Annotated in this window: 16 protein-coding genes; 8 read left to right on the forward strand and 8 right to left on the reverse strand. The window is 72.2% G+C overall.

The features are described 5' to 3' along the window. Positions 1-73: 73 nt before the first annotated feature. On the reverse strand, positions 74-1,564 hold the full coding sequence (locus IO24_RS0125590; protein ID WP_031139298.1) for an MFS transporter: 1,491 nt from the start codon (positions 1,562-1,564) through the stop codon (positions 74-76). A gap of 86 nt (positions 1,565-1,650) precedes the next feature. Between IO24_RS0125590 and IO24_RS0125595 the strand changes: the two genes are divergently transcribed. Beyond that, a complete protein-coding gene (locus tag IO24_RS0125595) occupies positions 1,651-2,046 on the forward strand; it encodes a MarR family winged helix-turn-helix transcriptional regulator (RefSeq protein ID WP_031139300.1) in 396 nt (131 codons plus the stop codon). 16 nt (positions 2,047-2,062) lie between these two features. Here the strand turns inward: IO24_RS0125595 and IO24_RS0125600 are convergent, their stop codons facing one another. The 3 genes from IO24_RS0125600 to IO24_RS0125610 all read right to left on the reverse strand — a co-directional run bounded on the left by IO24_RS0125600 (position 2,063) and on the right by IO24_RS0125610 (position 5,007). After that, entirely contained in the window at positions 2,063-2,791 is a 729-nt protein-coding gene (locus IO24_RS0125600; protein WP_031139302.1) for a maleylpyruvate isomerase family mycothiol-dependent enzyme, read from the reverse strand. Between the two features lie 55 nt (positions 2,792-2,846). Then, complete coding sequence (locus IO24_RS0125605; protein ID WP_031139304.1) at positions 2,847-3,725, reverse strand: SDR family oxidoreductase; 879 nt, start codon at positions 3,723-3,725, stop codon at positions 2,847-2,849. A 100-nt stretch (positions 3,726-3,825) separates the two neighbouring features. Further along, a complete protein-coding gene (locus IO24_RS0125610; RefSeq protein WP_031139306.1) occupies positions 3,826-5,007 on the reverse strand; it encodes an MFS transporter in 1,182 nt (393 codons plus the stop codon). A 140-nt stretch (positions 5,008-5,147) separates the two neighbouring features. Between IO24_RS0125610 and IO24_RS0125615 the strand changes: the two genes are divergently transcribed. After that, positions 5,148-6,626, forward strand: coding sequence for a glutamate-cysteine ligase family protein (locus IO24_RS0125615; RefSeq protein ID WP_031139308.1), 1,479 nt, complete (start codon positions 5,148-5,150; stop codon positions 6,624-6,626). Positions 6,627-6,628: 2 nt separating this feature from the next. On the opposite strand, the gene IO24_RS0125620 is transcribed toward IO24_RS0125615, so the two are convergent. From IO24_RS0125620 to IO24_RS0125630, 3 genes are read right to left on the reverse strand one after another with little or no spacing between them, the layout of a single operon-like run. Continuing rightward, the gene (locus IO24_RS0125620; RefSeq protein WP_031139310.1) at positions 6,629-7,738 is read right to left on the reverse strand and encodes a Gfo/Idh/MocA family protein; all 1,110 of its coding nucleotides are present in this window, start codon (positions 7,736-7,738) and stop codon (positions 6,629-6,631) included. Next, entirely contained in the window at positions 7,708-8,418 is a 711-nt protein-coding gene (locus IO24_RS0125625; RefSeq protein WP_031139311.1) for a ThuA domain-containing protein, read from the reverse strand. Before IO24_RS0125625 ends, IO24_RS0125620 begins: the two co-directional genes overlap by 31 nt. Before the next feature lie 51 nt (positions 8,419-8,469). Next, positions 8,470-9,321 carry a class I SAM-dependent methyltransferase gene (locus IO24_RS0125630; RefSeq protein ID WP_031139313.1) on the reverse strand — a complete coding sequence of 284 codons (852 nt, stop codon included), beginning with the start codon at positions 9,319-9,321 and terminating at the stop codon, positions 8,470-8,472. Between the two features lie 77 nt (positions 9,322-9,398). Here IO24_RS0125630 and IO24_RS0125635 point away from each other — a divergent pair, with 77 nt between their 5' ends. The 4 genes from IO24_RS0125635 (at position 9,399) to IO24_RS0125650 (ending at position 13,505) form a co-directional block, all read left to right on the forward strand. Next, entirely contained in the window at positions 9,399-9,830 is a 432-nt protein-coding gene (locus IO24_RS0125635) for a helix-turn-helix domain-containing protein (RefSeq protein WP_031139315.1), read from the forward strand. 96 nt (positions 9,831-9,926) lie between these two features. After that, a complete protein-coding gene (locus IO24_RS0125640; protein ID WP_031139317.1) occupies positions 9,927-11,195 on the forward strand; it encodes an MFS transporter in 1,269 nt (422 codons plus the stop codon). 406 nt (positions 11,196-11,601) lie between these two features. After that, positions 11,602-12,375 carry a carbonic anhydrase gene (locus IO24_RS40995; RefSeq protein WP_031139319.1) on the forward strand — a complete coding sequence of 258 codons (774 nt, stop codon included), beginning with the start codon at positions 11,602-11,604 and terminating at the stop codon, positions 12,373-12,375. A 116-nt stretch (positions 12,376-12,491) separates the two neighbouring features. Then, positions 12,492-13,505, forward strand: a complete 1,014-nt coding sequence (locus IO24_RS0125650) for a LacI family DNA-binding transcriptional regulator (RefSeq protein WP_031139321.1) — start codon at positions 12,492-12,494, stop codon at positions 13,503-13,505. Here IO24_RS0125650 and IO24_RS0125655 read toward each other — a convergent pair. Then, positions 13,502-17,446 carry a glycosyl hydrolase gene (locus IO24_RS0125655; protein WP_031139322.1) on the reverse strand — a complete coding sequence of 1,315 codons (3,945 nt, stop codon included), beginning with the start codon at positions 17,444-17,446 and terminating at the stop codon, positions 13,502-13,504. The two genes, IO24_RS0125650 and IO24_RS0125655, sit on opposite strands and share 4 nt — an antisense overlap. A 208-nt stretch (positions 17,447-17,654) precedes the next feature. Here IO24_RS0125655 and IO24_RS0125660 point away from each other — a divergent pair, with 208 nt between their 5' ends. Next, on the forward strand, positions 17,655-18,941 hold the full coding sequence (locus tag IO24_RS0125660; RefSeq protein WP_031139324.1) for an MFS transporter: 1,287 nt from the start codon (positions 17,655-17,657) through the stop codon (positions 18,939-18,941). A 2-nt stretch (positions 18,942-18,943) separates the two neighbouring features. Beyond that, positions 18,944-20,407, forward strand: a complete 1,464-nt coding sequence (locus IO24_RS0125665) for an L-fucose/L-arabinose isomerase family protein (RefSeq protein WP_031139326.1) — start codon at positions 18,944-18,946, stop codon at positions 20,405-20,407. Positions 20,408-20,495: the final 88 nt, after the last annotated feature.

Consider the following 20,495-nt stretch of genomic DNA (forward strand, 5'->3'; position numbering starts at 1 on the left):
GAGTGAAACAGGGGTGCGCCCGGCGGGCAAGGCAGCCCGCCGGGCGCACGGTGGAGGCGTCCCCCCGGTCGCGCTAGTCGCGTACGGCGACGCGCTCCGCCTCCTGGGGAGTGGACTTGGCGACCACCACGGACGGCCCGGCGGACCGGTCCCGGCGGGGGCGCAGGCCCGTGAGGGTGATCAGCAGACCGGCGAGGGCGATGAGCGTCACGACCACCAGGCCGGGCCGGTAGCTGTCGAGGACGGCCTGCGGGGAGGGGTTGCCGCCCTCGGGGGAGTTCGCGGTCACCACCGCCGTCACCACGGCGAGGAAGATCGCGCCACCGACCTGGACCGAGGTGTTGAGCAGCCCGGAGACCATGCCCTGCTCGTGCTCGTCGACGCCGTTGGTGGCCTGGACGTTGAGGGACGGGAAGGTCAGCGCGAAACCGGAGCCGACCAGCAGCATCGTCGGCAGGATCACCGCCGCGTAGCCCGGGTCGAGGTCGATGCGCAGGAACAGCACGTACCCGGTGACCATCAGCGCGAAGCCCAGCACCATCAGCCGGGCCGTGCCGAACCGGTCGATGACCGCTCCGACCTTCGTCGCGGACAGGGCCACCAGCGCGCCCGCGGGCAGGAACGCCAGAGCCGTGTGCAGCGCGGACCAGCCGAGCAGCTGCTGCATGTACAGGGTGACCAGGAACTGGAAGCCGATGTAGCTGCCGATGAACGTCAGCGCGCCCAGCTGGGCCCGCACTTGCGGCCCCGAGCGCAGCACACCGAGCCGGACCAGCGGACTGGGGCTGCGCCGCTCGACGGCAACGAAGGCGGCCAGGAGCACCGCCACGGTGGCGAAGGACAGGACGGTCCGGGCCGAGCCCCAGCCCGCCTCGGGCGCCTCGACGACGGTGAAGACGAGCAGCAGCATGGAGGCGGTGCCGAGGACGGCGCCGGGGATGTCGTAACCGCCCTTGCCGCGCTCGCGCTCCGTGCGCGGCAGCAGCTTCAGGCCCACGAACAGGGCGATCAGTGCGATGGGGGCGGGCAGGAGCATGGTGAGCCGCCAACTGGCCTCCGTGAGCAGGCCGGAGAAGACCAGGCCCATCGAGTAGCCGGTGGCGCCGCAGGTGGTGTAGATGGCCAGGGCGCGGTTGCGCAGGGGGCCTTCAGGGAACGTCGTGGTGATGATCGACAGGCCGGCGGGCGCCGTGAAGGCCGCGCTCAGGCCCTTGATGAAGCGGCTGGCGATGAGCAGCGGCCCGGAGTCGACGAGACCGCCGAGCAGCGAGGCGAGCGCGAAGACGCCGAGGGCCACGAGGAAGACCTGACGCCGGCCCAGCAGGTCGGCGGCCCGTCCGCCGAGGAGCAGCAGACCGCCGTAGCCCAGGATGTAGCCGCTGACGATCCATTGCAGTGCCGAGGTCGACAGTCCGAGGTCGGCGCCGATGGACGGCAGGGCGACGCCGACCATGGACACGTCCAGGGCGTCCAGGAACATCGCGGCGCAGAGCACGAGCAGGGTGCCCCAGAGCCGTGGGGTCCAACGCCCTTCGGACATGGGGGAGATGAGCGGAGAGGTCATACCCGGGACGCTACATGCGCATGCATGAGATGCAAGTGCATTTAATTCGCGTGCAACATTATCGGCTCTCTGCTACGGTGCGGCGCATGGCGGCTCAGCAGGCCGAGCAGGCGCTCGTGGAACAGTGGCGGGACATTCTGGCGCTGCACGCGCGTACGCAGTGCGAACTCGACCGTGCGCTGCACGGCCACGGCCTGTGCGCCAGCGACTTCGAGGTGCTCGACGTCCTCGCCGGGTGCCGGACGCGCAACGGTACGCCGTCCTACCGCGTCCAGGAGATCTCCGAGCGGGTCCATCTGAGCCAGAGCGCGCTGTCGCGGCTGATCGCCCGGCTGGAGAAGGAGGGGCTCGTCGAGCGCGGCATGTGCCCCGAGGACCGGCGTGGCGTGCAGGTCTGCCTCACGGCGAAGGGGCGCGCGCTGCACGGCGAGGTGCTTCCCGTGCAGCGCGCGGTACTGGCCCGGATGCTCACCGACGGCTGACGCCGTCGGCGGTTGCTCAGACCGCCGACGCCTCCCGCCACAGCGCGGCGAGCGCCTGGTCGCCCGTGGCGCTCGGCAGGGGCGCCCGGTTCCACAGCGCCAGGTACAACTGCCCGGCCGGGCCGGACAGTTCACACTCGGCCTCCCCGGCCGCGTCCCGCGTGGTCACGGGCGGCTCCGGCGACAGCCGTACCGTCCACACCGCGCCGGTGTCCTCCGTGCGGATCCGCAGGACGCGCGGCTCGGGGGTGCGTACGCGGCTCCTGGAGCGGGCGTGGAAGCCGCGGAGCAGTTCGTCGATGCCGTCGGTCGCGAACTCGGGAGCGACGCCGGTCGGGTCGCCGCCGCGTGCGGACTCCGCGTCGACCCGGTGCACGGCCGTCTCGTGCGCCTGCCGCCGGGCCCAGAAGGCCAGCGGGGACGGCGCGGGCAGGAAGGCGAAGCACTCCACCTCGGGCGAGGCGCCGGCCAGCGTGCCGACGAGATGCCGGTGGCTGTCGCGGTACCAGGCCACGAGCTCCGCGCCGTCGAGGTCGGTGGGTTCGACCAGCGGGCGGCGTTCGGTGAGCCGCTCGGCGACGAAGGCGGCGGCCCAGCGGTGCACGGCGCCCGTGTGCCGCAACAGGTCGCGCACCTGCCACTCGGGGCAGGTCGGCACCTTCGCGCCGGTCCCGGCCTCTTCGGCGGCCGCGGCCAGCAGCCGGCCTTCCGTCTGAAGTGCTTGAAGGAACTCGGCAGTGTCCATGGCGCCGAGTCTGCCGTATGCGGCGGGCCGCGGGCTCCGCATTTTCACAGGGAGGTCACGGCAGCGGCGTCCCGCCCGTCGCGTTGACGATCTCGGCGGTGATGTACGACGCCTCCTGCGAGGCGAGGAAGACGTACGCCGGAGCCATTTCGGCAGGCTGGGCGGGCCGCCCGATGGGGGCCTGCTTGCCGAACGTCTGGGTGTCCGGCAGGGTCGCCGGGATCAGCGGCGTCCACACCGGGCCCGGTGCCACCGCGTTGACGCGGATGCCCTTCTCGATCAGCATCTGCGCCAGCCCCTGCGTGAACGTGACGATCGCGCCCTTCGTGGTGGCGTAGTCCAGCAGATGCGGACTGGGCTTGTACGCCTGCACCGACGTGGAGTTGATGATGCTGCCGCCCTCCGGGATGTGCGGCAGGGCCAGCTTGCACAGCCAGAACATGCCGTACAGGTTGGTGCGCAGCACCCGGTCGAACTGCTCGGTGGTGATCGCCTCGATGCCGTCGGGCTGGGACATCTGGTACGCCGCGTTGTTCACGAGGACGTCGATCCGGCCGAACTCGTCGACGGCACGGTCGATCAGCGCCCGGCAGTTCTCCTCCTCGCGCACGTCGCACGAGACGGGCACGGCACGCCGGCCGGCCTCCTCGATCAGCCGGGCCGTCTCGGCGGCGTCGTCCTTCTCGTCCTCCAGATGGGTGAAGAGCACGTCGGCACCCTCACGGGCGAACGCCAGGGCGACCGCGCGGCCGATCCCGGAGTCGCCGCCGGTGATCACGGCCTTGCGGTCGGCCAGACGGCCACTGCCCCGGTAGGACTCCTCGCCGTGGTCCGGCGGCGGGTCCATCGGCCCCGTCCAGCCCGGGTGCGGCTGGTCCTGGGAGGGAAACTCCGGGGTCGGGTGCTGCTCTCCTGGGTGCTGCTGTTCGGTCACGGGTCTGCCTCCTTGTGCACGGCGTAAGGCCCGGTGATCACCACGGGCCCGGCCACGAGTACCCAGGATCACCGGCATCCCTCCTGGCAGCGTGCTCCGTTCAGCCCCCGGCCGCCCGTCGCGCAGCCGTCCCCACCAGCGCCCCCACGACCGCCGCCACCGCCGCCAGCACCGCCACGCTGGTCAGTGCGGCGGGCAGGGTGAACCAGTCCGCCATGAAGCCGATCGCGGGTGGGCCGAGGAGCATCCCCCCGTAGCCCAGCGTGGAGGCCGTGGCGACGCCGCTCGGGCCGGCGAGGGCGCCCGCGCGTTCCACCGCCACGGGGAAGAGGTTCGCGAGGCCGATACCCGTGATCGCGTATCCGAGGAGGGCCGCCCAGAAGGAGGGGGCGAGGGAGCCGAGCAGCATCCCGGCCGCCGCGGTGGTGCCGCCGGCGACGACGGTCCGGGTCCGCCCCAGGCGTTCCAGGAGCGCCGTGCCGGACAGCCGCCCCACCGTCATGGCCAGCGCGAAGCAGGAGTAGCCCGCTGCCGCGGCGCCCGCGGAGGCGTGCAGATCCTGTTCGAGGTGCAGGGCGCCCCAGTCGGCCAGCGCCCCCTCGCCGTACGCGGTGCACCCCGCGATGAGCCCGAAGACGATCACCAGCGCCCGGGTGCGGCCGTCCAGGCGGCGCGGGGCGCCCTCGGCGGGGACCTCCCGCTCCGGGGGCGCCGGCGGCTCGTGCCGCAGGAGGGCGGGGCCCGCCGCGGCGGTGACGAGCAGGCCGACGAGCGTGAGCAGGAGCAGGTGCCGCGTGGGGGAGAGGACCCCGGCGACCAGCCCGCCCAGCCCTGCTCCGACCATGCCGCCCAGGCTGAACGCGGCGTGGAAGCTCGGCATGACCGGCCGCCGCAGCGCGGCCACCAGTTCGACGGCCGCGCTGTTGAAGGCGACGTTGATCCCGCCGTACGCGGCTCCGAAGAGCAGCAGGACAAGGCCCAGCGTGAGCGCCGAGTGGGTCAGTGGGGGCAGGGCGACGCTGAGGGAGAGCAGGACGGCGCAGACGACGGTGACCTGGTGGTTCCCGTAGCGGCGGCACAGGCGTCCCGTGAGGGTCATGGTGATGACGGCCCCGGCGGAGACGCCCAGGAGGGCGAGGCCGAGGGCACTGGCGGAGGCGCCGGTCTGCGCCTTGATGGCGGGGATGCGCACGACCCAGCCGGCGAAAATGAAGCCGTCGAGGGCGAAGAAGACGGTGAGGGCGATCCGTAGCCGGGTCAGGGAGCTGCTGTTGCCGGGCACGTCACTGTGCGTACGGCATTTGTTTATTTGCGGCACAAACTCAGGCTAGGTGGGTGCGGGGGCGAGGACAAGGTGCGACTCTGGGACGAGACCCATCCGCTGGGAGCGGACGTATCCGCCGAAGGAGCGCAGGAGGGCACATGGGACGTGACGTGCCGGCCCTGGTGTTCACACGGGAGGACCGCCGTCGGTACCGGGAGAAGATGCACACTGACCTCGAGGTGCTGGCCCGGATGCTCCACGAGTCGGGGTTCGAGAGCGAGCGCCCTCAGGTCGGACTGGAGATCGAGCTCAACCTGGTGGACGACGCCGGACTGCCCGCGATGCGCAACACCGACGTGCTCCAGGCGATCGCCGACCCCGCCTGGTCGAGCGAGCTCGGCCGTTTCAACCTGGAGATCAACATTCCGCCCCGGCAGCTCACGGCCGGCGGGCCGGGCTCCTGGGAGCAGGCGATCCGGGACGCCCTCAACCACGCCGAGGACGGCGCCGCGGCGGTGGGCGCGCACCTGATCATGGTCGGCATCCTGCCCACCCTGGGCGAGTCGGACGTCAGCGAGTCCGCGCTGTCCGGCGACCCGCGGTACCGGCTGCTCAACGAGCAGATCTTCGCGGCCCGCGGCGAGGACCTGCGGATCAAGGTGGACGGAGTGGAGCGCCTGTCGACGTACGCCGACACGATCACTCCCGAGGCCGCCTGCACCAGCACACAGTTCCATCTCCAGGTCGACCCGAAGGAGTTCCCGCACTACTGGAACGCGGCCCAGGCCATCGCGGGCGTGCAGATCGCCCTCGCGGCCAACTCGCCGTTCCTGTTCGGCAAGGAGCTCTGGCGCGAGACCCGCATCCCCCTGTTCGAGCAGGCCACCGACACCCGCCCCGAGGAGATCAAGGCCCAGGGCGTACGGCCCCGGGTGTGGTTCGGGGAGCGCTGGATCACCAGCGTCTTCGACCTCTTCGAGGAGAACGTGCGCTACTTCCCGGCCCTGCTGCCGCTGTGCGAGGACGAGGACCCCCAGCGGGAACTCGACAGCGGCGGCGTCCCCCAGCTGGGCGAACTGACCCTGCACAACGGCACGATCTACCGCTGGAACCGCCCCATCTACGCGGTCACCGACAGCGGCCCGCATCTGCGCATCGAGAACCGGGTGCTGCCCGCCGGGCCCACCGTGGCCGACATCATCGCCAACGGCGCCTTCTACTACGGCCTGACCCGCGCCCTGGTCGACGAGGACCGGCCGGTGTGGTCGCGGATGTCCTTCTCGGTCGCCGAGGAGAACCTGCACACCGCGGCCCGCGACGGCATCGACGCCCGCCTGTACTGGCCCGGCGTGGGCGAAGTGCCCGTCACGGAACTGGTGTTGCGGCGTCTGCTGCCCCTGGCCCACAAGGGCCTGGAGCTGACCGGCATGGACGCCGCGTGGCGCGAACCCCTGCTGGGCATCATCGAGCAGCGCTGCGTCACCGCCCGCAACGGGGCCCTGTGGCAGGCCGAGATGGTGCACCACCTGGAGAAGGCGGGCATCTCCGACCGGCGGGAGGCACTGCGGCAGATGACCCGGACGTACATGGACTACATGCACATGAACGCACCCGTGCACACCTGGCCCGTGGACTGACCTCAGGCGGGCCGGCCGTGCCACTGCGCGGCGGCCGTCAGGGGCACGGGCGCGGGCACCGGTGCCGACGTCGTCAGCTCGATCCGCCGCCCCTCGGCAGCCGAACGCAGCAGAGCGGTCATCGTCTCCAGCACGTGCAGGGCGAGTTCACCGCTCGCCCGCGGCACCCGCTCACCGTCGGCGGTGACGAAGTCGAGCAGTCCGACGCCGCGTGCGCCGTCCGCGTAACCCGCCGACACCGGAAGGGCGCGCCACCGGGTGTCGCCGAGGGCGTGGAGGCGCACCTCGCCGTCGAAGCGGTTCGGGTCGGGGACCGCGAGGCTGCCGCTGTCGCCGTGCACCTCGATCGGCGCGGCCGTGGTGGCCACGCCGTCGAAGCTCGTCGTGAGCGTCGTCAGCGTCCCGTTCACGTGCTCCAGCACTCCGGAGACATGGCTGTCCACCTCGACCGGTATGCGCTCGCCCACGCGCGGACCGGATCCGATGACGCGCTCGGCGCGCAGCCGCCCGGCCGCTCCGGTCACGGCACGCACCGGCCCCAGCAGATGGACCAGGGACGAAAGGTAGTACGGCCCCATGTCCAGCAGCGGGCCGCCGCCGGCCGTGTAGTAGAAGTCCGGGTGAGGGTGCCAGCGTTCGTGACCCGGGGTGACCATCACGGCCGAGGCGAACTGGGGACGTCCGATGCTCCCCGCCGCCACGGCGGCCCGCGCGGTCTGAACTCCCGTGCCCAGGACGGTGTCCGGGGCGCAGCCCACACCGGTGCCCGCCCTCCCGGCGGCCTCCAGGACGGCCCGGGCGTCCTCCAGGGTCGCCGCCAGAGGCTTCTCCCCGTAGACGTTCTTGCCGTGGCCGATCGCCCCGAGCGCTATCTCGGCGTGGGCTGCCGGCGTCGTCAGGTTCAGCACCGTGTCCACGTCCGGGCTGCTCAGCAGCTCCTGGACCGTCAGCGCCCGGGCACCGGGCAGTTCGGCGGCGGCCGCGGCCGACCGGGAGGCGTCGAGGTCGGCGACCGCGGTGACGCGCACACCGGGATGGCCGACGAGCGTGTCCAGGTACGCGCGGGAGATGACGCCGAGCCCTACGACCCCGACGCGGTGCGCGTCGCCCACAGCATGCCCCTCTCGATGATGGTGCGGACGTGGGGGTTCTCCAGCACGTCGACGCTGTGCCCCGGCGTCGTCACCACGATCCGCCCGGCACCCCACCGGCGGGTCCAGACCGCCGGTGAGGTGACCGGCCGGTGCCAGGGCTCCCACGGCCGGACGGGATGCGTGGTGGTGGCCAGGACGTCGATGAGGTCGTCGTGGAGCACCCAGTACTGCTCGGTGTCCAGCGCGAAGTCCTCGATGCCCGCGGTGATCGGGTGCGCGCGGCCGGCTTCGGTGAGCGTGATGGTGTGCGGCAGGAAGTTGTCGTCCGCCGCACCCCGGCGCTCGCACGGTTTCTTGCCGGGGTGCGTGGCGAACTGGCCGCCCACCAGGTGGAGATAGTCCGAGGAGGCGCGGAACGAGTCGGCGATGCCGCCGTGCCAGCCGGTGAAGCCGGTGCCGGCCGCGACCGCGGAGATCAGCCCGGCCAGCTGCTCGCGCGTGATCTCCGACATCGTCACGCACTGCACGACCAGGTCCGTGCCGGCCATCTCGGCGGCATCCGCGTAGATCTCCGTCGACTCCTCGACCCGGACGGCGTATCCGTTGCTCCGGAGGAAGGGCAGGAACAGTTCCGTGGCCTCGACCGGCTGATGCCCCTCCCAGCCGCCTCGGACCACCAGGGCTCTTTTCTGCGTCATCGTGATCTCACTATGCGCCGGTCGCCCGCGCCCGGAGAAGAGGGCCGGACCTCACGAAAGTTTCGCACCGGCGGCCCGCGCCGAGACCGTCCAGCAGGCCGCGGTGTAGCGGACCTCCGTGCCCTGCACGAACGGGTCGAAAGCGGGCCGGACCGCCTCGACGATCTCCGCCCGGGTCCGCTCGTCCGCCCCCGGCAGGACCGTGCCGAGCGGGCCGAGCCGGGTGAAATAAGTGACGAGTTCCTTCTCGGGCAGTGCGCAGACCGCGTCGACCGGCTGGATGTCGATCCCGGCCCAGCCGCTCTCCGCCAGGATGCGGTGGACCCGCTCCGGATCCGCGAAGGCGAACTGACCGGGCTGGTCCGCCCGGCGGGCCGGCAGCTCCGGCACGAACGGGGCCGCGGCGCGCTCGGCCGTCGTCATGAACGGGTTCTCCTCGGGACCCCGCCACACGACGCACCGCAGCCCCGCCCCGTCCCTCACCGTGCCGCGGAGATTGGCGAAGGCCCGCACGGGGTCGTTGAAGAACATGACGCCGAAGCGCGAGACGACGGCGTCGAACGCGGCCGGTCCGAACGCGTACTCCTGCGCGTCGGCCTGGATGAAGGACGCCGGCACGCCCTCCCGCTCGGCGCGCGCCCGGGCGGTCTCGATCATCGGCCCGGAGATGTCGACACCGACGCAGTGACCGACCCTGCGGGCGACGGCCCGAGTGACGCCGCCCGTACCGCAGCCGACATCGAGCACACTCCCCGCGTGCTCGGCGGCCACCGCGTCGACGAGCAGCTCCTCGAAAGGCCTGAACATCCCGTTCAGCACATCCTGGAGATCCACCCAGGCATGGCCGGAGGGCCCGTTCCAGCGGGCGGCCTGCTCGTCTTCTGACCTGCGTGAGGCGTCCATCGTGGTCTCTCCCTCTGCTTGCCTTCGTCGGGACGGGATGACAGCGTTCTACTTCAAGTCGACTTGAGGTCAAGACAATGACAGACCTGGACATCGCCGAAGTGGCGCACCGCGCCGGCGTGCCCGCCTCGACGCTGCGGTTCTACGAGGAGAAGGGGCTGATCGCCTCGACCGGCCGGCGCGGGCTGCGGCGGCAGTACGACCCCGGCGTGCTGGAGCGGCTGGCGCTGATCGCGCTCGGGCGGACGGCCGGGTTCTCGCTCGACCAGATCGCGCACATGTTCGCGCCCGACGGGCAGCCGCGGATCGACCGGCGAATGCTGTCGGACAAGGCGGACGAACTGGACCACAGGATCCGCGAACTGGGCGCCCTGCGGGACTCCCTGCGGCATGCCGCCGCCTGCCCAGCACCCAGCCATCTTCAGTGCCCCACCTTCCGCCGCCTGATCGAGGCGGCGGCATCCGGCGGTGTCGCGGTACCGGGACGGCGGCTCCCCGAACGCCGTTGACGGACCATCGGCGCTCTTGGTCCAGAACTTGCCCCCGCTTTGCCCGATTCCCGCCGCCGCGTGCCTAGCCTCGGCTGCGAACTCCGGGAGGCCGCAGTGCTGAAAACCGTGACAGGGCAGGCAGCGGGTCTGACCAAAGACCAGCGCAACGCCTTCGTGGCCGCCTATCTCGGCTGGGCGATGGACGCGTTCGACTACTTCCTGGTCGTGCTCGTCTACAGCGAGATAGCCGACGACTTCCATGTCTCCCTCACCGACATGGCCTTCCTCACCACCGCGACCCTGGTGATGCGGCCGGTCGGCGCGCTGCTCTTCGGCATGTGGGCGGACCGCCGGGGCCGCCGCCTCCCCCTCATGGTCGACGTCGTCTTCTACTCGATCGTCGGCTTCGCCTGCGCCTTCGCACCCGACTACACCGTGCTGCTGGTGCTGCGCCTGCTCTACGGCATCGGCATGGGCGGCGAATGGGGTCTGGGCGCGGCCCTGGCCATGGAGAAGATCCCCGCCGAACGGCGCGGATTCTGGTCGGGCCTGCTGCAGAGCGGCTACTCGCTGGGGTATCTCCTGGCCGCCGTGGCGTTCTTCCTCATCGAGCCCGTCTTCGGCTGGCGCGGCCTGTTCGCCTTCAGCCTGCTGCCCGCCCTGGTCGCGCTGTGGGTGCGCAGCAAGGTGGAGGAGAGCGAGGTGTGGGAGAAGAGCGTCCGGCTCAACCGCACCCCCGCACACCAGGTGTTCAGGAACCCGGCGGTGCTGCGGCGCTTTGTCTACCTGGTCGCGCTGATGACCGCCTTCAACTGGATGTCGCACGGCACCCAGGACATCTACCCGACCTTCGTGAAGAAGGGCCTCGACCTGTCGGCGAACACGGCGATCGCGATCGCCGTGGTCTACAACATCGGCGCCATGATCGGCGGGGTGCTGCTCGGAGCGTACTCCGAGCGGCTGGGACGCCGCCGGACCATCATGATCGCGGCGGCCGCGGGGCTGGTCGTGGTGCCGTTCTTCGTGCTGTCCACCACCGTCGGCTGGCTGATGCTGTCGTCCTTCCTGATGCAGGTGTGCGTGCAGGGCGCGTGGGGCGTCATCCCGGCACATCTGACCGAGATGAGCCCGGACGCCGTCCGGGGCTTCTACCCCGGGGTCACCTACCAGCTCGGCAACCTGATCGCCGCGCTCAACCTGCCGATCCAGGAGGCCCTGGCGGAGCGCCACGGCTACCCGTCGGCGATGGCATGGACCATCGTGCCCACCCTGGCCGTGGTCATCGTGCTCAGCGCAGTCGGCAAGGAGGCCAAGGGGGTCCGCTTCGGCGGCGACGGAGCGGCGGCACCGAGCGGTGCCGCGACCGGCACGGTGCCGTCCTGACCTAACGGCGGATACCGGCCGCCGTCACCGGCCGCAAGGCAGGTGGCACGCCGGCTGAAGACGGGAAGCCGTGCGGCCACTGCGGCACGGCGTCGCCGGTCGCGGTGTCGTCACCGCGGTCGTCACCCCGCGCCCTCGCCTTCCCGGCACGCTCGCGTCGACCGCGTCCCCGCCCGCGCCCCCGTCACCCCGCCCTCGCGCCCGCCGGAAACCGCCGCCCGGACGGCGACCTGCCGACGAAGACGTCCCACCTGGGCCCGGTCACCAAGAGTCCGGACGCGGCCGCGTTTTGGATCAGTGCTTCTCCTGCGCTGCACGAGCGCTGTACGGGCGCTGGCCGGCCTCCCGCAAGAGTGGCATCACCGCCTCCCGCCAGGGACGGCGGCGACCGAAAGGGGACGGCCACATGGGTACCGCCGAACGACCGCAGCGCAGGGCCATACTGACCGGTGGGCTGGCTGCCGGCGCAGCGCTGCTCACCGCCTGCTCGTCGAAGGACACCGCCGGCACGGGCAAGGCCGCGGCAACAGCGGGCCCGCCCTCGCCCTCGCCCTCTCCCGCGGCGGCCGCGCGACCGGACTCGCCCCGGTCGGCGTTCGCGCGGCTGATGGACGGCAACAAGCGCTGGGTGGACGGCACGTTGCAGCACCCCGACCGCGATCCGAAGCGGCGCGAGTTCGTCGCCGAGGCGCAGGACCCTTACGGCGTGATCCTCTCCTGCATCGACTCGCGCGTGCCTCCGGAGCTCGTCTTCGACACGGGCCTCGGCGACCTGTTCGTGATGCGCACCGGCGGGCAGGTCGTCGGACCGGTCGTGGTCGGCTCCGTGGAGTACGGGCCGATGACGTCCGGCACCCCGCTCATCGTGGTCCTCGGCCACCAGCGATGCGGCGCCGTCAAGGCGGCGTACACGGCGCTGAAGGACGACGAACCACTGCCCGGCAACCTCCAGTCGATCGCCGAAGCCCTGCGGCCGGCCTACCGGGAGACCGTCGAGCGGCGGCACACCGACCCCGTCGACGCGATGGTCCGGATCCATACCAAGCGGACCGCCGCCGACCTGCGGACCAACAAGGACCTCGCGCCACTGGTGAAGAAGGGCGACCTGGCCGTCATCAGTGCCTACTACTCGCTCGACACCGGCCGTGTGGAGGTCCTCAGCGGCGCGCCCTCCGCCTGACCGGCGGCCGACGGCGACCGGGTGGGGAAAAACGTTCCACACCCGGTCACGTTATACTTTGGGGCGCCCATGAAGGCCATCGTCGTGCCTGGTCGCGCGGCTGCAACTGCGAGGGGGTGGACGCCGTTCCCTCACGCCCGGCCCGCATCCAGGACGTCGCCGCAGCCGCCGGTGTCTCGGTGTCCACGGTCTCGAACGTGCTCAACCGGCCCGAACGGGTCACCGCCCAGACCGCCGAGCGCGTCCGCATCGCCGTCGCCGCGCTCGACTATGTTCCCCACCCGGGAGCCGCGGGTCTGCGCACCGGTCACTCCTCCGCGATCGGGCTGGTCCTGCCCGACGTCACCAACTCCTTCTACGCCCGCATCGCGCGAGGCGCCGCCGACGCGGCCTACGACCACGGCTACTCCCTCGTCCTCTGCCACAGCGGGGACGCCCCCGAACGGGAGCAGGGCTACTTCAGCATGCTCGTCGAGCAGCGGGCCGTCGGAGTCGTCGTCGTGCCGCTCGGTGCCGACCCGGGCCGGCTGGCCCGGCTGCGCGAGCGGGGCATCCCCCTCGTCCTGGCCGACCGCGCGATGCCCGGCCGGGAGGGCTGCTCGGCCTCCGTCGACGACATCGCCGGCGGCCGCATCGCCGTACAGCACCTCCTCGACCGCGGGGCCCGCGACATCCTCGTCGTCAACGGCGAGCGCGGCATACGCCAGTGCGCCGACCGCTACCAGGGCGCCCGGCAGGCCGTGCGCAGCCGCCGGGAGGCCCGGCTCGACCAGGTCGTCACCGAGCGGATGACCGTCGCGTACGGCACGGAGACCGCCCGCGGGCTGAAGGACCTGCCCGACGGGGTGTTCTGCACCAACGACTTCCTCGCCGCCGGCCTCTGCCGGGGCCTGACCGAACGCGGCGTGCGCATCCCCGAGGACGTGCAGGTCGTCGGCTACGGCGACCTCGACGTCGCGACCTTCGGGGCGACGACCCTGACGACGGTGCGGCAGCCCGTGGAGGACCTCGGCCGGGCCGCCGTGGAGATGCTGCTCGACGAGATCGAGGCCCGGGCGGACCACCTCCACGAGACCCGCGTCTTCGCCCCCGGCCTGGTCCTGCGCGACTCCACCCGACCGCCCTCCTAGGGCTGGCCCACCTTCGGGATCCGCAGCGTCACCGGCCCCCACAGCCCCGACGGCAGCTGGGAGGGGAACGCCCAGGCGGTGGGTGTGGCCTCCGCGAGGTACGGCGCCAGAGTCCCCCGCACCGTCACCTCCAGCCGGACGGTCCGCCCCGCGGTACCGCGCAGCGGGAAGCGGTACGGCGCACAGAACGCCTCACCGGCGAACTCACCGTCGACCGACACCTCCACACTGCCCCGGACCCGCCCCAGATCCAGCTCGGGATCGCGCCCGGGCGGCACCTCCACCGTCCGCGCATACGCCACGCCCCCGCTCCAACCGCCCAGCCCCTGCTCGCGCCAGTCGCCCAGGGCCAGCGGTGCCGGCACGGTCCGTACCCGAACCGGCCCGTGCCAGGCCGAGCCGCCCCGCAGGACGGCCGTGGGCTCGGTGACCACCTCGACCGGGGCAGGCGCCGAGAGCGGCTCACGGAGCGTCAGCCGGTCACCCGCCACGTCCCGTTCTTCCCCGTCCCCGACCCGCACCCGTGCCCGCAGCGCCAACGGCAGCTCCAGCGACGCCGTTCCCGGCGGAACGACGAACCGGAAGCGCTGCGGCGACGCCCGGACGTCATCGGTGGAGCGCGACGGCCATACGCCACCGCCGAGCACCGGAGGGCCGCCCAGCCACGCGGTGTCCGGCAGCGGGTGCGGCCGTACGGCGGCGTGGCAGTGCTGCAACTCGCCCCGCCTGCGCGCGTCCTCCACGGTCAGGCCCCGCCACGCGCCCGTCTCGGCTTCCCAGCCGGCGCCGCTGACCAGGGCCGTCACCTCGGACCCCGCACCCGCCACCAGGTCGACGAACACCGCGTCCCGGACATCGGCGGTGTCGGCCACGACCTCCAGTGTGTGCTCACCCGCCCCGAGCTCCGGCTCGTGACGGAAGAACATCGGCACCGCGCCCCAGTCGGCCTCGTAGTACTCCACCTTCTCCTGCCGCGCCACCACCTCCCCGTCGAGCAGCACCGTCACCGCCGAGACGGCTCCCACGACGAGCACCGCCCGCGCACCGCCGACCGGCGCCCGGAGCCGTGCTCGGTAGGCGACCCGGCCGTCGGGACGGACCCCGTCGGGCGGGCGCATGAACCGCGGGCGCGGCCCGAGTCCGCCCGGCTCGGAGAGACAGAAGAAGCTCCCGAGGGGCGAGCCGGCGGCGGCCGAGATCGTCGAGGACCGGTCCTGGGCGTCCGACAGCTCGTACTCGAGCACGTTGCGGTCTGCCACGGTGACCGGGGCGGAGGCCAGGTAGCCGCGGCACAAGCCCAGCGGTTCCCCGTTCCACCACACCCGCTTGACCGACTCCGCGCCGACGTGCAGCTCGGCGGGCCCCCGACGGCCGGTCTCCACGATCGCCCGGACCCGGGCGGCCGTTCCCCCGACCGGCACGGGGACGCGTACGAACTCCTCGTTCACCAGCCCCTTGGTGCCCAGCAACCCGCCCTGGCCGGGGATGCCACGGCTCGCCGAGTAGACCCCGCTCTCCCAGTCCGAGTCCTGCGGCACGAGGGGCAGTTCACCGGCCAGGACTCGCTCCGCGCACGCCGTGTCCAGCGGCTCGGGAGCCCGATCGAGCGGCACCGGGGGCAGGATCCGGACCCGGTTGCCGTAGGTGACCCGGGTCCGCTCCCAGACCGCCCCCTCGGTCCACTCCATGGTCCAGATCTGCGGCTCCGTCACGGACGCTCCCGGGGGCAGCGCCAGATCACCCCAGGTGTTGTCCATCGTGGGGACCAGCCGGCCGTGCCAGCCGGCCGAGACGTCGAGCATCCGGACAGCCGTGCAGCCCGCGGAGGGCGTCGGCGCGGGACGGCCCTCACGCCAGACCACCAGGGCCGCCGGGGCACCGTCCAGCGGCACCTGGATGGTCGAGGAGGCACCGTCGTCGCAGACCGTGACGCGGGCCGGGCTGCGGGAGCCGGTCGCCGGGTTCCAGACCTCGGCCTCCGCGACGCCCGCCCGGACGGTGACGGACGAGGCGCGGGCGGGCCCGGGTGCGGAGCCGGGCGGTCGCAGCGGATGCGCGCCGATCTCCGGGAAGGCGGCCGTGACCAGTGCCACCGCCTCGTTCCCCCTCCGCCGGACGAGCAGCGGCACTTCGCCCGTCGCGTGCCCGGCCGCATCGACCGCCGCCTCGGCGGCGGCCTCGGGGTCGCGCACGCGCTCCAGCCGGGGGTGGGCGAGCAGGGCCGCCACGACGGCGTCGTCACCGGACCGGCCAGCGGCCGACCCGGGCGGGCGGCCCACGACCACCACCCGCCCGCCCGTGTCGAGCAGTTCGGACAGCCGGCGTGCCGTCTCCTCCTCCAGCACGCTCGTCGAAGGCAGCAGGACCGTGCTGTACGCCAGGTCCCTGATCCGCAGGGTGCCGTCGGTGGCCTCGGCGCGCTGTACCGAGTCGTCGTCGACGACGTCGAAGGAGATCCCGCGCCGGTCCAGGGCACCGGCGTGCGGCCCGAGCCAGTTGTTCGTGCCGCACAGGTCCAGGTAGTGCCGCTGTGTCTCGTCGGCGCGGGCGTGGCCGTCGCCCAGCCGGCCGTCGCCGAAGTGCCGGACCGGCGCGTCCAGCGGGACGAGCGCCTGCATGGTCGCGGTGGGGTGCAGCACCGCCACCTCGGCCGCGTAACCGCCCCACGACATGATCGAGCAGATCCGGGCCACGGCCCGGGAGAACGCCGGGTACTGCTTCCAGTAGGGCTGGCGCCAGTCGGTGGACGGTGGCGCCCACTCGAACCAGCCGCCCGCCGTGCCGAAGTAACTGGCGTGCGGATTGTAGAGGTTGGCGCCGCTGCGCAGGAACGGCAGCAGCCAGTCGTAGGTGTCCTCCAGCGTGCCACCCCAGCCGGAGGAGTGGAACGCCTCGATCCAGACGCGCTCGTGGCCGTAGAGGTGGGCCATGGAGGAGTGCACCTTGGCGTCGCCGTGATGGTCGCTGCCGGCCGCGCCGTACCACCGGTGGGTGCGGAAGTAGTCGGTGTAGATCTGCGTGGACTGGGCCGGGTAGCCGGCGCGGGCGGGGTGGCTCTGGTCGCTGCCCAGCAGCAGACCGCGCTCACGGTGCCAGGCGGCGAGCGGCCGGAACAGGGCCTCCTCGGTCAGCTCCGCGCGGACCCCGTAGTAGTCGGCGCGGATCTTCCCCTCCGGCACGCCCGCGTCCGTGCCGAACAGGGCCGGCAGGTGGTCGAGCAGGTCATAGCCGCGCCGGGTGCGGAACTCGTCGGCGAACCGGCGGCTCCAGGCGTTGGTGCCGGGCAGTTCGTCCTGGAAGCTGCCCGCGATGACGGTACCCAGGTACTCCGGTACGCGGCGGTCGTACTCGTGGTGGACCGCGTCCATCAGCAGGCCCACGGCATGCGGGTCCAGGTAGTCGAACGCGGTGGGGACGGTGGTGACGAGCCGCACCTCGGTTCCGTCAGGGGCGGCGATGTCCCCGCTCGGGGCGAGCTCGAGCCGCCGGCCCCGCCGGGAGTACGCGGCCAGCGGCGTCCCGGCCTCCGTCAGGGCGACGGCGCCCCGCCGGACGCACACGTCACGGCAGCGCAGCGCGAGTCCGGCCGCCTCCGGGTGACGCCGTGTCACACCGCCCTGCACATTGGCCCCGGAGAACCCGATCTGGTCGTAGAACCACAGTCGTGTGCCCAGCTCCGCTGCGATCTCGCAGGCGTCGGTGAAGCGTGCCCACCACTCCTCGCCGAACCACGCCGGATCGTCGGCCCGGGCCCCGAACGTCGGGCCGGCCGGGGCCAGATTGATGACGACGAGATTGTGGACCCCGCCCTCCGCGAACGCCCGCAGCTGCCAGGCGAGTCGCTCACGCGTGACCTTCGCACCCGACCACCACCACAGGGGGGTGGGGCCGAAGTCGCGGGGCGGGTCGTCGAACAGTCGCCGGAGCTCGGGGGAGATCACGGGCACGGTCCTTCCCCTAAAACGTTTTTAGGCCTTCCTCACCGTAGGCGAGCTGGAGCGGCCACGCCATGCCTCCACCCGGAGCCGAAGAGGCCGACGTCATGTCACCCATACGTGCACGATGCCTTGTTGCAACGTTTTTCTCGCCCTATATTCACTGCGACCAGGCCCCCGGAACCGCGCTGTCACCGGACGACGGAGTCGCATCATGGCCGGTACCCGCCCCATCCCCCCACCGCTCTGGAAGGCCGCCGCCCTGTCGGGCATGGCCTCCTATCTCGACGCCGGGCTGATCGTGAGCATCTCCGTCAACCTGGCCATCTACCGCGACAGTTACGACATGGGCGTGTGGATGGCCGGGGCGATCAGCGCGATCGTCACCGGCTGCATCGCCGTGGGATCCCTCGTCGGCGGACGGCTCGCCGACCTCTTCGGCCGCCGCCGCGTCTACAACTGGGACATCTTCTGCTTCGCGATCGGCGCACTCGTCATCACGCTCGCGCCGGACGACGTCACCCTGCTGATCGGCGTCCTGATCGCCGGGCTCGCGGCCGGCGCCGACCTGCCGACGTCCCTGGCCGTGGTCTCGGACGCGGCGCCTCCCTGGGCCCGGGGCAGACTGGTGGCGTTCACACAGGTCATGTGGATGCTGGGCATCGCCGTCGCCATCTTCCTCGGCTTCGTCCTGTCCACCACGGGCATGACCGGGGCCCGGCTGATCACCGGGCAACTGGCCGTCGCGGCACTCGTCACCTGGGCTCTCCGGTCCCGGCTGAAACTGTCCGACGAGCCGCCGGAGGCGGATACCGAGGCCGCCCCGGAAGCGATCTCCCTGAAGGGTGTATGGACGCGAGCGGCCCTGCTGCCGATGGCCGCGACGTTCGTCTTCTACGTGACCTGGGGCCTCGGGGCCAACACCTTCGGCCAGTTCGGCACCTATCTGCTCGTCACCGTCAGCGACGCCTCGCAGAGTCTGGCCACCGGCATCAACCTGGCTTTCATCCCCATCGGGGTACTGCTCACGTTCGCCTTCGTACGGGTCGCCGACAGCCCCTGGCGGGACCGGCTGTTCCACGTGGCCGCGGTGGTGCAGATCCTCGCCTTCGTCATCGCGTCCCTGACCGCAGGCGCACTCGCCGGCATGCTCGTCTTCTTCGTGCTCTACCAGCTCTCCAACCCCTTCGCCGGAGAGGCCAACTACAAGGTGTGGTCGCAGCTCACGCTGCCCGCGGACACCCGCGGCACCACCCAGGGACTCACCTACGCCCTCTCCCGGGGCGTCTTCGCGGTCGCCGCGTTCTTCACCCCGGCCCTCGCCGACCACAGCCCGTCCGTACTGCTCTGGACGATCACCGCCTGCATGACGGCGGCGGCGTTCGCGGGCGTGTTCATCATCCGCGTCCTGGTCCCGCGTTCCGCGAGCGCCGTACGGGACGGAGCGGACCCGCGCGTCCCCAGCACCTGGCCCGCCGGCCTCTCCGACAAGGAGCACTGACCATGGCAACGACCGCGAACCACACGGCCGTTCGGGCCGCCGCCCTGCACGACCTGCTCCCGCCGGTGACCCGGCGCCGCACCCGGATCGGACTGGTCGCCGGCGGACTCGGCACCTACTGGCCGCAGTTCCCCGGCCTCCTCCCGCAGCTGAAGGAGTCGGCCGCCCATGTCGCCGCTCGTCTGCGGGAGATGGACGCCGAGGTGACCGACGCCGGGTTCGTGTCCGACGCCCGGGAAGGCGCCCGCGCCGCGGAGGAGCTGCGACGGGCCGACTGCGATCTGATCGTGCTGTTCCTGACGACGTACCTCACCTCGTCGATGGTGCTGCCGATCGCGCAGCGCTCGCACACGCCGGTCCTGGTGATCGACCTCCAGCCGTCCGAGAAGATGGACCACGCCTCCTTCGACACCGGGGCCTGGCTGGCCTACTGCGGACAGTGCCCCGTCCCCGAGGTGGGCAACGTCTTCCGGCGCGCCGGCATCCCCTTCCGGTCGGTGTCGGGCTGGCTGCGCCAGGAGTCCGCCTGGCGGCGCATCGAGCAGTGGATCAGGGCCGCACACGTCCGTGCCGCGCTCCGGCACGCCCGGCACGGACTCATGGGGCACGTGTATCCCGGCATGCTCGACGTGCAGACCGATCCGACGCTGCTGGCCACGACGTTCGGCTCGCATGTGGAGGTCCTGGAGTTCGACGACCTGCGACACCGCGTGGAGCGGGTGACCGAGGCGGAGACCCGGGAGCGGATGGCCCTCGCCCGGCAGATCTTCACCCTCGACGAGAGCGTGGTGGAGGAGGACTTCGCCTGGGGCGCGACCGTGTCCGTCGCCCTGGACCGGCTGGTCGCCGACTTCGAACTCGACAGCCTCGCCTACTACCACCGCGGCCTCGACGGGGAACTGCACGAGCGGCTGGGTGCCGGCATGATCCTCGGCGCCTCCCTGCTGACCGCCCGGGGCGTGCCCGCGGCCGGCGAGTACGAACTGCGCACGTCCGTCGCCCAGCTTGCCACCCAGAGCGTCGGCGCCGGAGGCTCCTTCACCGAGATCCAGGCGCTCAACTTCGAGGACGGCGTGGTGGAGATGGGCCACGACGGACCCGCCCACCTCGCCGTCGGCGCCCGCGATCCGCTGCTGCGCGGCCTCGGCGTCTACCACGGCAAACGCGGCTGGGGCGTGAGCGTGGAGTTCGACGTCCGGCACGGGCCCGTCACCCTGCTCGGCCTCGGCCAGGACGCCGATGGCAGCCTGTCCTTCGTCACTTCCGAGGGCACCGTCGTACCCGGACCGCTGCTGGAGATCGGCAACACCACCAGCCGCGTCGACTTCGGCCGCGACCCCGGCGAGTGGGTCGACGCCTGGAGCGCCACGGGCGTCGGCCACCACTGGTCCCTCGCGGTCGGCCACCACGGAGCCGGTTTCCGGGCGGCCGCGAGCCTCCTGGGCATCGACCACCGGCAGGTCTGACGGGCGGCGTCTCGTCGAGGATGGGTGTCGCCACCGCCCGGATGTGGGTCCCGGCACCGATGGCCACGGGCCCGGGGACCGTGTGACG

The organism is Streptomyces flavovariabilis, from assembly GCF_000725785.1.
Lineage (GTDB): Bacteria > Actinomycetota > Actinomycetes > Streptomycetales > Streptomycetaceae > Streptomyces > Streptomyces hawaiiensis.